This window comes from Candidatus Tisiphia endosymbiont of Parasteatoda lunata (assembly GCF_964030955.1).
Taxonomy (GTDB): domain Bacteria; phylum Pseudomonadota; class Alphaproteobacteria; order Rickettsiales; family Rickettsiaceae; genus Tisiphia.
This window is the reverse complement of the sequence record NZ_OZ035003.1, coordinates 963,110-976,310: the sequence shown is the minus strand read 5'-3', so window position 1 is coordinate 976,310 and position 13,201 is coordinate 963,110. Positions and strand designations below refer to the sequence as shown.

General features: G+C 32.8%; 15 protein-coding genes and 1 pseudogene. 5 read left to right on the top strand and 11 right to left on the bottom strand.

Features of this window, described 5'->3' with window-relative positions:
- Nucleotides 1–7 precede the first annotated feature (7 nt).
- Together AAHN00_RS06075 and AAHN00_RS06070 are read left to right on the top strand one after the other, a co-directional pair.
- On the top strand, nucleotides 8–1,192 hold the full coding sequence (locus tag AAHN00_RS06075; RefSeq protein WP_342270912.1) for an IS3 family transposase: 1,185 nt from the start codon (nucleotides 8–10) through the stop codon (nucleotides 1,190–1,192).
- Nucleotides 1,193–1,318: 126 nt separating this feature from the next.
- A complete protein-coding gene (locus AAHN00_RS06070) occupies nucleotides 1,319–2,533 on the top strand; it encodes an IS256 family transposase (RefSeq protein ID WP_342270940.1) in 1,215 nt (404 codons plus the stop codon).
- Nucleotides 2,534–2,577: 44 nt separating this feature from the next.
- Here the strand turns inward: AAHN00_RS06070 and AAHN00_RS06065 are convergent, their stop codons facing one another.
- The 6 genes from AAHN00_RS06065 to AAHN00_RS06040 all read right to left on the bottom strand — a co-directional run bounded on the left by AAHN00_RS06065 (nucleotide 2,578) and on the right by AAHN00_RS06040 (nucleotide 5,974).
- Nucleotides 2,578–3,042, bottom strand: a complete 465-nt coding sequence (locus AAHN00_RS06065; protein WP_342272593.1) for a transposase — start codon at nucleotides 3,040–3,042, stop codon at nucleotides 2,578–2,580.
- Between the two features lie 8 nt (nucleotides 3,043–3,050).
- Nucleotides 3,051–3,173: a hypothetical protein gene (locus AAHN00_RS06060; protein WP_342272418.1), complete on the bottom strand. Its 123-nt coding sequence runs from the start codon at nucleotides 3,171–3,173 to the stop codon at nucleotides 3,051–3,053.
- A gap of 44 nt (nucleotides 3,174–3,217) precedes the next feature.
- Nucleotides 3,218–3,817: a hypothetical protein gene (locus AAHN00_RS06055; RefSeq protein WP_342272417.1), complete on the bottom strand. Its 600-nt coding sequence runs from the start codon at nucleotides 3,815–3,817 to the stop codon at nucleotides 3,218–3,220.
- Between the two features lie 191 nt (nucleotides 3,818–4,008).
- Entirely contained in the window at nucleotides 4,009–4,929 is a 921-nt protein-coding gene (locus AAHN00_RS06050) for an Rpn family recombination-promoting nuclease/putative transposase (protein WP_342272416.1), read from the bottom strand.
- Nucleotides 4,930–4,971: 42 nt separating this feature from the next.
- Complete coding sequence (locus tag AAHN00_RS06045; protein ID WP_342272415.1) at nucleotides 4,972–5,262, bottom strand: hypothetical protein; 291 nt, start codon at nucleotides 5,260–5,262, stop codon at nucleotides 4,972–4,974.
- Nucleotides 5,263–5,434: 172 nt separating this feature from the next.
- Nucleotides 5,435–5,974 (bottom strand): IS982 family transposase, encoded by a 540-nt coding sequence (locus AAHN00_RS06040; RefSeq protein ID WP_410521435.1) that lies wholly within the window; start codon nucleotides 5,972–5,974, stop codon nucleotides 5,435–5,437.
- Between the two features lie 77 nt (nucleotides 5,975–6,051).
- On the opposite strand from AAHN00_RS06040, the gene AAHN00_RS06035 reads away from it, so the two are divergent.
- Together AAHN00_RS06035 and AAHN00_RS06030 are read left to right on the top strand one after the other, a co-directional pair.
- Nucleotides 6,052–7,023, top strand: a complete 972-nt coding sequence (locus tag AAHN00_RS06035; protein ID WP_342272414.1) for a transposase — start codon at nucleotides 6,052–6,054, stop codon at nucleotides 7,021–7,023.
- 73 nt (nucleotides 7,024–7,096) lie between these two features.
- Nucleotides 7,097–8,419 (top strand): IS5 family transposase, encoded by a 1,323-nt coding sequence (locus AAHN00_RS06030; protein WP_342271031.1) that lies wholly within the window; start codon nucleotides 7,097–7,099, stop codon nucleotides 8,417–8,419.
- Nucleotides 8,420–8,465: 46 nt separating this feature from the next.
- Here the strand turns inward: AAHN00_RS06030 and AAHN00_RS06025 are convergent, their stop codons facing one another.
- The gene (locus AAHN00_RS06025) at nucleotides 8,466–9,680 is read right to left on the bottom strand and encodes an IS256 family transposase (RefSeq protein ID WP_342270940.1); all 1,215 of its coding nucleotides are present in this window, start codon (nucleotides 9,678–9,680) and stop codon (nucleotides 8,466–8,468) included.
- A gap of 171 nt (nucleotides 9,681–9,851) precedes the next feature.
- On the opposite strand from AAHN00_RS06025, the gene AAHN00_RS06020 reads away from it, so the two are divergent.
- The gene (locus tag AAHN00_RS06020; RefSeq protein WP_342272413.1) at nucleotides 9,852–10,016 is read left to right on the top strand and encodes a hypothetical protein; all 165 of its coding nucleotides are present in this window, start codon (nucleotides 9,852–9,854) and stop codon (nucleotides 10,014–10,016) included.
- A gap of 248 nt (nucleotides 10,017–10,264) precedes the next feature.
- On the opposite strand, the gene AAHN00_RS06010 is transcribed toward AAHN00_RS06020, so the two are convergent.
- The 4 genes and pseudogenes from AAHN00_RS06010 to AAHN00_RS05995 all read right to left on the bottom strand — a co-directional run.
- Nucleotides 10,265–10,432, bottom strand: coding sequence for a hypothetical protein (locus AAHN00_RS06010; protein ID WP_342272412.1), 168 nt, complete (start codon nucleotides 10,430–10,432; stop codon nucleotides 10,265–10,267).
- A 103-nt stretch (nucleotides 10,433–10,535) separates the two neighbouring features.
- Complete coding sequence (locus AAHN00_RS06005; RefSeq protein ID WP_342272411.1) at nucleotides 10,536–11,369, bottom strand: IS982 family transposase; 834 nt, start codon at nucleotides 11,367–11,369, stop codon at nucleotides 10,536–10,538.
- Nucleotides 11,370–11,491: 122 nt separating this feature from the next.
- Nucleotides 11,492–12,706 (bottom strand): IS256 family transposase, encoded by a 1,215-nt coding sequence (locus AAHN00_RS06000; protein WP_342270921.1) that lies wholly within the window; start codon nucleotides 12,704–12,706, stop codon nucleotides 11,492–11,494.
- A 74-nt stretch (nucleotides 12,707–12,780) separates the two neighbouring features.
- Nucleotides 12,781–13,116: pseudogene (locus AAHN00_RS05995) on the bottom strand (IS6 family transposase); the annotation flags it as partial.
- Nucleotides 13,117–13,201 lie beyond the last annotated feature (85 nt).

Sequence of the window (13,201 nt, the reverse complement as noted above, 5' to 3'; positions counted from 1 at the left end):
GAAACAAATGGGTAAAAAACAAATTAAAAATTTTAGTGCAGAAGCAAAAACTAAAATAGTATTAGAGATGTTAAAAGAAGAATCAACAATAGGTCAGTTATCGGTCAAATATGAAGTAACGGCTAAAACTATGCAAAACTGGAAACGACAATTTTTAGATAATGCGTCATTGGCATTTGAGCCAGCAAAAGCTGTTAGTGAGTACAAAGGGCAGATTAGTGAACTTAAGAATCAAAACGATGAACTTGCAAAAGCATTAGGTAAGGCTACAGTCGAGAGGGACTGGGCGGTGGGAAAGCTAAACAGCTTGGACTTATCAAATAAGAAAAGTCTTGTCGACCCCAAGCTGAGTACGTTAGCAAAGACAAGGCAATGTGAACTATTAAAGATAAGCAGATCTGGAGTATATTATAAAGCTAAAGTAATGAGCTTATATAATCTTGATATTTTAAATAGAATAGATGAAATATATACGGATAACCCTGAGTATGGTTATCGTTATATATACAAACAATTATTGGAAGACGGCTTTAATGTGGGCAGAGATAGGGTGCTTAAATATATGGGAATAATGGGTATAGAAGCTATTCATCCTCATAAAAAGCAATCTACTTCTGTGAAGGATGGTCAACATAAAATTTATAGCTATTTGCTTGAGCCGTACTGGCACAAATCAGGAACGAATAGAACTATTCATGTACCTTATGTTAATCAAGTGTGGAGTGGTGACATTACTTATATTAGAACTAACGGAGGATTTATGTATCTTGTGGCGATTATAGATTGGCATAGTAAGGCAATACTAAGTTATAAAGTATCTAATTCTATGGATGCATCACTTGTAACCGATGTATTAAAAGATGCACTGAATAAATACCCTGCACCACAAATATTCAATAGTGATCAGGGTAGTCAATATACTGGACATGAGCATACGGGAATTCTAAAAGAGAATAATATACAAATCTCAATGAACGGTAAGGGTAGAAGCATTGATAATATTGTGATTGAAAGATTTTTTAGAACTTTAAAATATAATTGTATATTTATAAATGATTTTAAAAATATCGCAGAACTTAAAGATGGTATTGATAAATACATGGATAAATATAACAATCAAAGATTCCATTCAAGTATTGGTTATAAAAAACCGATGAACGTGTATCTTGATTACTTACAAAATGCAGCTTAAAAATTATGTAAAATGGGAAACAAAATTAGTGAAAAATTTGTCTTGAAAAATCGGCTCTGTACAAATAAGTGTGTAAATTTTTCAAAGGTTATATAAAAATATAATATAACAAAAGGAGAAATTATAATGCACCAAAAACAAAATGAAGCAATGAATCAAGCGATAGATTTATTAATAAATAATGATACAGATATATCAACATTACTTAAAGAGGATGGTTTATTAAAACAATTAACCAAACGGCTTGTAGAGAAGGCATTGCAGTCAGAGATGAATAATCATTTAGGATATGATAAATATTGTCATACTGATAGTGATAATGTTCGTAATGGTAGGAATGTAAAGAATCTAGTAACAAATAATGGAGTTGTAGAGATTGAGGTTCCAAGGGATAGAAGTAGTACATTTGAACCTGCATTAATTCCGAAGCGTCAAAGACGTATTGAAGGATTTGATGATAAAATAATATCATTATACGCTAAAGGAATGAGCTTATCTGATATTAAGATTCAAATGCAAGAATTGTATGGAGCTGACGTTAGCGAAAGTTTGATAAGTCAAATTACTGATGATGTAATTGAGGATGTCAAGATATGGCAAAGCCGACCATTGGATCGAGTATATGCTATAGTATTTTTTGACTGTTTAGTAGTAAAAGTACGTCAAGATAAACGAATTATCAATAAGTCTGTATATGTAGCATTAGGTATTGATTTATCTGGAAGGAAGGATATTTTAGGATTGTGGATCAGTGAAAATGAAGGAGCGAAATTTTGGCTTGGTAATTTTACTGAGATGAAGAACAGAGGTATGCAAGACATGCTTATTGCTTGCAGTGATAATTTAACCGGTATGTCTGAGGCAATAGAAGCAGTTTTTCCGAAAACCGAACATCAATTATGTATTGTACATCAGATTAGAAATAGTTTAAAATATGTATCATATAAAGACCGAAAAGAATTAGCGTCTGATTTAAAGCCCATATATACTGCTAGCACGGAGGAAGAAGCACATCTTGCTTTAGAATCTTTTGAAGCTAAATGGAGTAAACAGTATCCACAAATTGCTAAATCTTGGTATGTTCATTGGGAAAATTTAATGGTTTTTCTAGGATACCCTGAGGCGATAAGGAAAGTAATATACACAACTAATAGTGTAGAATCTGTCAATAGCCAATTACGTAAGGTTACTAAGAATAAACGGGTTTTTCCAAATGATAATGCTGTTTTTAAGACCTTATATTTGGCAATTGATTATATGACCAAGAAATGGGTTATGCCGATTCCAAACTGGAACGCAGCTATGGCTCACTTTTTGATAAAATTTGAAGGTAGAATTTAAGCCCTATGAAAAATTTACACACTTAATTAGAAAGGCTCGAAAAATCAGTCCAGTTTCTTATTTATTACTATGTGATTGTCTCTAGATTTTACATAGATACAGTCCAAGTATAATATTGGATACACCCTATCTAAACAACGATTTTGCCACCTAGTTACTTCTTCTATCACCCCATCTGTTATGGTGGATATCAAGTCACCAGATACATCAGTTTGATATATTTCTTCTAAATGCCCTCGGATCTCGCTGACTGTCATACCGCGACCATAAAGGGATATCACTTTCTCATCAAATCCATTAAATCTCCTCAGCCCTTTTGGTATTAATTGAGGATTATACTCTCCTTCCCGATCTCTTGGTACTTCTACTGTCAGCTTACGACCATCCCCATCAATTACTGTCTTCTCATAGCTACCATTACGACGATTATTATCTACTTTTGGCATCTTGCTATGTTTTGAATATCCTAATTCATGATCCAACTCACTTGCTAATATTTTCTCAACTATTTGCTTCTTTAGCTGTTGAAATAAACCATCTCGACCAAATAACTCCGATGGACTGCTTTTGATAATAATTCTTCTACTAGCTGATTACTGATGTCTAATGTATCTTTATCTGTATCTAATTTTTTAGCCATAATTCCTCCTTGCTTGCTTAAGTTACTTTTTTTACAGTAATCTCTTACTGCTTTCTTTGCAACTTACACAAACTATAGGACAGACTCGGCGAGTAACTTGATTCTTCAATTAAGTTAGCTAGTTCCTTAGTACCGAATTTAGACAAGGCTGCTTGCATTACTATCATCTTGCTGTCAAACTCATTACCATAATTATTTTTTAGCCAATCAATATTTGAGTGACTAGCTTGTTCAATGGCTTTTTGCTGCTGCTTCTGCAAATCCTGCGAGAAAGCATACAAATTCTCCAGTAACTTCTCGCCCTGCTTTTTAGATAAACCGCTTTGGTAAAACATCTCCTCATAGCGAGCTAGATATTCTTCATCTTCCTTACTTCTTTTATCAGTATATTTCTTATCCTCAGGCAAGCCTAAGCGACAATAAAATTTACGCCATTCCTCTTCTGAAGCTTCGGACTTTGGCACAACAACCCGCTGATTCAAGCTTTTTTCTGCTTCTAAATAGCTCTGTGCCAAAGAAGAAATATCTTTAAACTTGCTCAGTGATTCAGCTTTGCAGATCTCCTCCGGCAAACTAGCTAACCATGAATCATTGCTATTGCTGCTGCCAGTTTCATGGTTAATAATACTTGCTTCCTCACTCATATTTTACTCATTGATAATTTCATACGTAATTTTCTTAGAAACTTGACAAAAAACTTTATATAATATTCATTAACAATATAATTAGTATTATGGTTATGACTACTAGAGTCTTTAGCTATGTAGCGGATGACCAACGTAATCCTCTATTTTGGCAATACAATAAGCCCATATTCTTTGCCATTTAATTTTCATTAACTATCAGTAGTTGTCTCTTTAGCCAAATCATCACGTAGCTTTTTTATTTCTTCTATAGATAGTTTTGTTAATTTACTTATAGTCTCTATAGGATACCCTTCTTTCAACATCTCTTTTGCCATTGCTATTTTTTCTTCAGCCTTACCTTCAGCCTTACCTTCAGCCTTACCTTCAGCCTTACCTTCAGCCTTACCTTCTTCTCTACCTTGCTTATATTTACTTTCCAAATTTAGTTCTTCGGTCTGAGCTACCAACATAGCTTTTAGGTAAGCCTCATATTCTTTCTCACTCCAGTTAAATTGTTCGATAGTCCGATAGGCTGAGAGTATTGTTTTATCCTTGGTATGTTCTGGTGGCTCTTTGGCTTTATCAAATTTAGCCATCATATATAACCAATCATCTTCCATTGTCTCAAGCTCATTTGCTTCCTTAGTAAATTTATCCAGTTCAACAAATACGTAAGATAAACATTTGAGGTGGTTCTTGCCATTATCTACATTGATAATTTGATGACAACTAATACATTCCTCTTCTTCAGGTAATGCACAGAATCCTGAAGTAATTATTACCATAACTACAGGAGCTAAATCAGCATATCTCTTACCTCTTTTCAGTTGTGAAGAAAATGCTACGCAACCATAAAATTGCACCCTAGCTAAAAAAGCATCAGCATAGCCGTTTTGCATTTCAACAATGTATGTATTACCTGAGTTATCTTTTACTTTAACATCAACTATACTCCTCTTATTTTGTCCGAGATCAGGAACTTGTTCATTGGTAATATATTCGAGTTCCGTAATCTTTAAACTATCCGGCAATCTCATAATGCTGTTTAAGAAACTCATCAACCTTATACTGTCCTCGGCAAACAATTTTTTAAAGGCAACATCGTTCGTTGGATCTAAATATCTTGTCATAAACTTTACTATCTCATCCTTTTAAAAAATATTCTTGTTATATTAATCTATTATACCGCCTTCAATATTATCAACTCCCTCATCCTCTGAAGCTTGTGAACATATATACAACAACAAAGCTCGTTGCCCTTCTAGGAAGGCGGTGTAGTCACTTTCTTGCCGAATGAAGTTGCTACGATACACACCACTGACTTGGGCTAAATCTTCCAAGACTATTCTACCATCTTCTCCATTAAAAAGCTTGCAATAAATTGATTTTAATTGCTCTTTTGTGAGTATTGAGCGTTGGGATGAAGATTGAGAAATTGCTGAACAATTAATTGATAGTTTCATTTTGTTGCCCTTGTATTTGTTGATGCATCTGTTGTTGTAAATGCATCATTTTGCGTTGCTGTCTAAGCTGTAATACTTCCTGTTCACTCTTGAGAATTGAGCTTGGTGTACCCCGCAATTGACAAAATAGTTTAAAACACTCATCCCAGTTGATATTATCATAGATCTCACGTCAATTCGGGATAAGGATATTGTGAACATGTAGATTAAAATCAAATTTTGTTGAAGGTTTATTTTTCTTTAATGAGTAAGCAACAAGAGTAGATAATATATGGACAAAGGCATTTATTGGTGATCTATGTCTAGTATGTTCAAGGTTCATTTTATTTTTTAGATAATCAAAAACTGTTTCAATTAAGTTACGCTTTCGAAGTAAGATTTTTTCTTTCAAATCCATTAATTTATTTTCCATATTCTTCTTAATTCCATGAATCATTTTTAAGCCTCTTTCATATAAATTTAAGAACAAATTTTGCTTAATATAACCTTTATCAGCTGCTATAATTCCAGTTAATCTTTTTGTTAACTCCGGTACTGGAACCCTATCATCTACATTGCCTTTGGTCACTTTTAATGCCATAAACTCCCCTTTATTATTGATTATTACATGTAATTTAAAACCATAAAAATACCCCATAGAGGATTTACTATGTTTGGCTAATCCTTTAAAAACTTTATTGCTATAACGCCTTTTATTGTGACAAGCTTTAATCGTTGTAGAGTCAATAACAGGAGTTTCGCACTTAGCAAAAAATATGTTAATCTAGCAAGAAAGAGTTTTAGTTAAGCATGGCAAGATCAAAATGTAGCAAAGACTTATATAAATCATTTTTACAAGCAAGTAGCGTAAGATATAGTGGTAAAGCATTATCTGAAGTAAGTCCAATAAACCTATCTCATGATAGTGCAAGTCGATGGTTAAATAGTAAGGATTTCCGCCCTAGCGGGATCTACAGAGAAGTGTCAAAATATATTGATAGGGAAGCTTCTTGTTTATTAGTGGGAGATGACACGTTATTGTCAAAGCAATACAGTAAGAAAATTGAGCTTGTACATTATCAATATTCTGGAGCTGTACATGATGTTATACCTGGTATAGGGATGGTCAACTTACTGCATTACAATGCTAAAACTGATCAATCTACCCCTGTAGATTATAGAATATATGATAAAGAAACTGATGGAAAAACAAAGAATGAGCATTTTTGTGATATGCTTACTTTAGCTAAGGAAAGAGGGATCAATCCTGATGCAGTAGTAATGGATGCGTGGTATAGCGGTTTGGAGAATTTGAAACATATACGTAATTTAGGTTGGACATGGGTTAGTAACCTAAGAAAAAATAGAAAAGTTAATCATAATGTTAGCTTAGAAAGTTTAGAGATTCCTGATGAGGGACTAAAAATTCACCTACGTGGATACGGTTGGGTTACGGTATTTAAGTTTGTGGCAAAAAATGGTCGCATTGATTACATAACAACTAACTTAGAAAATCCAACACGTGAACAAATAGAGAAAATTGTTAAGGCACGGTGGTCTATAGAAGTTTATCATCGAGAATTAAAACAAACTTGTGGTATTGAACGCTGTCAGGCACGCACGGGTCGAGCTCAGAGAAATCATATTTGCCTTGCCGTATTTGCTTGGCTCGATATGAACAAAAGGAGGATAAATGAAAAAATTACTTTATATCAACAAACTTGGGAAGTTATAAAGTCTGTCCGGCAAAACTCTATAAGTCTTATAGATAATAGGGTTTAATGGCAGAAAATAATAAAGAAATCCATAAGAAAATGTTAAAATATGCTAATAAACCTTATGGATTTCAGTCAATATGCCAATAGAAAATATTATCAAATCACAAAAACAAGGAAAACTTTTTGGTTATAAATTAAAAGAAGAATTAAACTCAAATAATAAGCTATATAAATTAAGAGAATTAATAAATTGGTCTGGTCTAGAAGAATGGTTATCAAAAAATGTTTCTATTAAGAGATTTGGTAGAAATAGAAAATGTCATAGAGTGATGCTTGGTGTAACGATGCTACAAGCAATGTATAATTTTTCAGATTCATTAGCAGAGGAAGAACTAAAAGAAAACATGTATTGGCAATATTTCTGTGGGTGGGAATATATAGAAACAGATATAGCGATGTCGGAAACTAGCATAAGAAGATTTCGTAATTTATTAGGTGAATCTGGATATAACGAGATATTAGCAGAGTTGATAAGAGTTGGAATAAGAACTAACACAATTAAAAAAAAAGATTTGGAATTGATAATTGCTGATACAACGGTACAAATTAAGAATATCAAGCACCCACATGATGTTTATTTAATGGATAAAGCTAGGCTTAGTATTGTGAAGCTTTGCCAAAGTTTGGGTATAAGTTTAAACGAAACCTACGCTAGAACCTATAAGCGAGATATAATAAAGCTCTGGAAGTATAAAGAGCATAGCAAAGCCAAGAAGCGTTGGAAAATAATGAAGCATTTAAAAACGTTACTTGGTCGTTTGGTTAGAATATGTGAGCGTGAGATAAAAAATCAGAAATTAAACTTATCTATCAGAGATCAAGAAGTATTGAAAAAAGTAAAACAAATACATAGCCAATCTGTTTTAAAAAGAGAAGAGAAAAAGCAATACAAAGAACAGAATAAAATATTGTATAGTTTTCATGCCCCTGAGGTAGAGTGTATAGGGAAGGGAAAACGAAACAAGCCATATGAGTTTGGCAATAAAGTTGCGGTAGTAGTCAGTGGTCGTAGAAATTTTGTACTGTCAGCAAAATCGTTTCATAATAATCCTTATGATGGTCATACATTGCAGCAGAGTTTTGAAGCGGTAGAAAATGTAACTGGAATAAAGATAAAAAAATCGTTTGTTGATCTTGGTTATACTGGCAGCAATGTTAAAGAGAAGAGTAAGGTATATACCCCAAAAACTCGGAAAAAGTTATTGAAAGAAGACAAGTGTATGATCAGGAGACGCAGTGCTATAGAACCAATAATAGGGCATTTGAAACAATATGGCAGGATGGGCAGAAACTTCTTGAAGGGTGTGATAGGAGATGTGATCAATCCAATAATCTCTGCTATAGGTTTGAATTTACGATGTATTGCCAATCATTTACACATCATGCCTAACTCTACATAAAAAAATTAGAGTCTTTCTAATTAAGTGTGTAAATTTTTCATAGGGCTTAAATTCTACCTTCAAATTTTATCAAAAAGTGAGCCATAGCTGCGTTCCAGTTTGGAATCGGCATAACCCATTTCTTGGTCATATAATCAATTGCCAAATATAAGGTCTTAAAAACAGCATTATCATTTGGAAAAACCCGTTTATTCTTAGTAACCTTACGTAATTGGCTATTGACAGATTCTACACTATTAGTTGTGTATATTACTTTCCTTATCGCCTCAGGGTATCCTAGAAAAACCATTAAATTTTCCCAATGAACATACCAAGATTTAGCAATTTGTGGATACTGTTTACTCCATTTAGCTTCAAAAGATTCTAAAGCAAGATGTGCTTCTTCCTCCGTGCTAGCAGTATATATAGGCTTTAAATCAGACGCTAATTCTTTTCGGTCTTTATATGATACATATTTTAAACTATTTCTAATCTGATGTACAATACATAATTGATGTTCGGTTTTCGGAAAAACTGCTTCTATTGCCTCAGACATACCGGTTAAATTATCACTGCAAGCAATAAGCATGTCTTGCATACCTCTGTTCTTCATCTCAGTAAAATTACCAAGCCAAAATTTCGCTCCTTCATTTTCACTGATCCACAATCCTAAAATATCCTTCCTTCCAGATAAATCAATACCTAATGCTACATATACAGACTTATTGATAATTCGTTTATCTTGACGTACTTTTACTACTAAACAGTCAAAAAATACTATAGCATATACTCGATCCAATGGTCGGCTTTGCCATATCTTGACATCCTCAATTACATCATCAGTAATTTGACTTATCAAACTTTCGCTAACGTCAGCTCCATACAATTCTTGCATTTGAATCTTAATATCAGATAAGCTCATTCCTTTAGCGTATAATGATATTATTTTATCATCAAATCCTTCAATACGTCTTTGACGCTTCGGAATTAATGCAGGTTCAAATGTACTACTTCTATCCCTTGGAACCTCAATCTCTACAACTCCATTATTTGTTACTAGATTCTTTACATTCCTACCATTACGAACATTATCACTATCAGTATGACAATATTTATCATATCCTAAATGATTATTCATCTCTGACTGCAATGCCTTCTCTACAAGCCGTTTGGTTAATTGTTTTAATAAACCATCCTCTTTAAGTAATGTTGATATATCTGTATCATTATTTATTAATAAATCTATCGCTTGATTCATTGCTTCATTTTGTTTTTGGTGCATTATAATTTCTCCTTTTGTTATATTATATTTTTATATAACCTTTGAAAAATTTACACACTTATTTGTACAGAGCCAAAAATTATCATTAAAAAACTTGCTAAACGATTAAAAAAAATCGTTAACAATAAGCTCATGTAAAAATTTTACTAAAACAGAAATTTTTCAATAAAATTGAAAACAATTTTTAATTTTAGTGCAAATATTAGAATTTTTTTTGTAAAAATTTTATTCAATCATAGATTATGGGGGGCTTTAAATATTTTTGGCGGACGGACTATAAAAACATCAATTCAGAACAACATTAGATGCCTTTTAGCTGATTCGCAATTTTGCTAACTGCGAAACTCCTGAATAAAATAAAGGTTTTGTCGCATCTATAAATCATACTACATCAAGATTGTTAAAACTAAGGTTTTGGACATTATGATGCCATTAACATAGCAAAATTCTCAAAAGTAGAAAGATTATCATTAGCTCCAATTATTTGTCTTTTTTGCATCATACGAATATTTTCTATACGAGCCTTTCTAATTAACCTCAGTTTGATGCAAGATGAAGGTTGAGATTGTTTAATTTTCCAAAAGCTACAGAAATTTTATTGTCCCACTTTGGGAGAAAAACCCCGCACTTGCAGTGCGTCGTTTCAACATAAATTTTAAATATCTTATCAAGAAAAGATAAGAATGAATCATACAGATATTTTTTAACAAAATCTTACACTTCACAGATATATTCTTTTTGTGTTGTGACACTTTCTAAATGAGCCATATACAAATAGTTTCTAACTTTTAAGTTAGTACATACATTAGGCATTCATGCCGTAATATTAAGCTCTGCACTTGCAGTGCAGAGTGGTTAACTAGGTTTGAAAACATAGGCAAGTAGCCCAGCTAATACATTAGTTTGAAAATTCATAACAGATCTATGCCTTGTATGGTCTATATGAAAAAGGTTTTTCAATTGATCATTAATGGTTTCAATAATGTGCCTTTTATTTAAAAACTGCTTTTTAATAGGATCTATTATTCTTTCTTTCATATTACTTTTAATTTTTGTTATTAGTTCTAAACCTTGATTAGCAAGGGATTGAGTGAGTTTTTTACTGATATACCCACGATCACCAAAAAGCCAGCCTTGTAATTTATCTACTAAATTTTCCACCACTGCTCTATCATCGACATTTCCAGGAGTTAAAGAAAAACTCATAATCTCTCCGCAACTGTTAATGACAATATGTAGCTTACAGCCAAAGAACCACCCAGTGGAAGTCTTACCTCTTTTTGCTATGTCTTTGAATACTTTATGTCTATTAATTCTTAAATTATGGCAAGCAGGAAGTTTAGTAGAGTCGATATAATATTGACCAGTTTGTTTTCCTGTTAGGCTTTTTAGCAGTAACACCATGGGCATGAAGCTCATTGGCATTAACTGAACAAAACGACTATAGCTCACAAGTTTTGGAAATTCCTTTCTATAACTTTGGCATAGGCAGCATAAATAAAAATCTTTAAAGGTACGGTAGTGACTCAAGTGAAACATTACTATAATAGTAATAATCTCTGAGAGTCCTATACTGCAGCCCACTTTACGCTTACGGTTAGGATTTGGTAATATATATTTATTTCGCTCCGTATCAAAATGCTTGCAAAAATCATCAATTAAGCAGAAAATCTCCGTAAGAGGGATCATAATATATTCTCCAATTTTGTCATTATTATTAGAGAACTTTATAATCCCTCCCTTCTTAATTTTCAAATGTTCTTTCTTACGTCAAACTCAGGTTAATTAAGTGTGTAAATTTTTCATAGGGCTTAAATTCTACCTTCAAATTTTATCAAAAAGTGAGCCATAGCTGCGTTCCAGTTTGGAATCGGCATAACCCATTTCTTGGTCATATAATCAATTGCCAAATACAAGGTCTTAAAAACGGCATTATCATTTGGAAAAACCCGTTTATTCTTAGTAACCTTACGTAATTGGCTATTGACAGATTCTACACTATTAGTTGTGTATATTACTTTCCTTATCGCCTCAGGGTATCCTAGAAAAACCATTAAATTTTCCCAATGAACATACCAAGATTTAGCAATTTGTGGATACTGTTTACTCCATTTAGCTTCAAAAGATTCTAAAGCAAGATGTGCTTCTTCCTCTGTGCTAGCAGTATATATAGGCTTTAAATCAGCCGCTAATTCTTTTCGGTCTTTATATGATACATATTTTAAACTATTTCTAATCTGATGTACAATACATAATTGATGTTCGGTTTTCGGAAAAACTGCTTCTATTGCCTCAGACATACCGGTTAAATTATCACTGCAAGCAATAAGCATGTCTTGCATACCTCTGTTCTTCATCTCAGTAAAATTACCAAGCCAAAATTTCGCTCCTTCATTTTCACTGATCCACAATCCTAAAATATCCTTCCTTCCAGATAAATCAATACCTAATGCTACATATACAGACTTATTGATAATTCGTTTATCTTGACGTACTTTTACTACTAAACAGTCAAAAAATACTATAGCATATACTCGATCCAATGGTCGGCTTTGCCATATCTTGACATCCTCAATTACATCATCAGTAATTTGACTTATCAAACTTTCGCTAACGTCAGCTCCATACAATTCTTGCATTTGAATCTTAATATCAGATAAGCTCATTCCTTTAGCGTATAATGATATTATTTTATCATCAAATCCTTCAATACGTCTTTGACGCTTCGGAATTAATGCAGGTTCAAATGTACTACTTCTATCCCTTGGAACCTCAATCTCTACAACTCCATTATTTGTTACTAGATTCTTTACATTCCTACCATTACGAACATTATCACTATCAGTATGACAATATTTATCATATCCTAAATGATTATTCATCTCTGACTGCAATGCCTTCTCTACAAGCCGTTTGGTTAATTGTTTTAATAAACCATCCTCTTTAAGTAATGTTGATATATCTGTATCATTATTTATTAATAAATCTATCGCTTGATTCATTGCTTCATTTTGTTTTTGGTGCATTATCATTTCTCCTTTTGTTATATTATATTTTTATATAACCTTTGAAAAATTTACACACTTATTTGTACAGAGCCTTCTATACCGGTAATAGTCATTTCTGCAGAATGAAAACTCTTAAAACCAAGCATTGGCTTTGTACGTTTTTTGATAAACCTATGATCTTGTTCTACAAGATTATTCAGGTATTTGGTCTGAATAACCTTAATTTTATAATCTTTAGGAACTTCTGTATTCAAATCATTAAGAGCAGCCTTATTACTACCGCTTTTATCAATTACTACTTTCTCAGGAAAATTATTCTCTCTAAAGGCTTTACGAAAAAATGCAAGTGCTGCAGGCTTGTCTCTATGCTTACGTAGCAGAAAGTCTACAGTATTACCAAGACTATCTAGTGCTCTATATAAGTTAACCACTCTGCACTGCAAGTGCAGAGCTTAATATTACGGCATGAATGCCTAATGTATGTACTAACTTAAAAGTTAGAAACTATTTGTG

Bases quoted from the DNA above. Each gene is read 5' to 3' on its own strand.
- AAHN00_RS06035 (WP_342272414.1), top strand. From the start codon at position 6,052: ATGGCAAGATCAAAATGTAGCAAAGACTTATATAAATCATTTTTACAA.
- AAHN00_RS06030 (WP_342271031.1), top strand. From the start codon at position 7,097: ATGCCAATAGAAAATATTATCAAATCACAAAAACAAGGAAAACTTTTT.
- AAHN00_RS06005 (WP_342272411.1), bottom strand. From the start codon at position 11,369: ATGATCCCTCTTACGGAGATTTTCTGCTTAATTGATGATTTTTGCAAG.
- AAHN00_RS06075 (WP_342270912.1), top strand. From the start codon at position 8: ATGGGTAAAAAACAAATTAAAAATTTTAGTGCAGAAGCAAAAACTAAA.
- AAHN00_RS06070 (WP_342270940.1), top strand. From the start codon at position 1,319: ATGCACCAAAAACAAAATGAAGCAATGAATCAAGCGATAGATTTATTA.
- AAHN00_RS06060 (WP_342272418.1), bottom strand. From the start codon at position 3,173: ATGGCTAAAAAATTAGATACAGATAAAGATACATTAGACATCAGTAAT.
- AAHN00_RS06055 (WP_342272417.1), bottom strand. From the start codon at position 3,817: ATGAGTGAGGAAGCAAGTATTATTAACCATGAAACTGGCAGCAGCAAT.
- AAHN00_RS06000 (WP_342270921.1), bottom strand. From the start codon at position 12,706: ATGCACCAAAAACAAAATGAAGCAATGAATCAAGCGATAGATTTATTA.
- AAHN00_RS06050 (WP_342272416.1), bottom strand. From the start codon at position 4,929: ATGACAAGATATTTAGATCCAACGAACGATGTTGCCTTTAAAAAATTG.
- AAHN00_RS06045 (WP_342272415.1), bottom strand. From the start codon at position 5,262: ATGAAACTATCAATTAATTGTTCAGCAATTTCTCAATCTTCATCCCAA.
- AAHN00_RS06025 (WP_342270940.1), bottom strand. From the start codon at position 9,680: ATGCACCAAAAACAAAATGAAGCAATGAATCAAGCGATAGATTTATTA.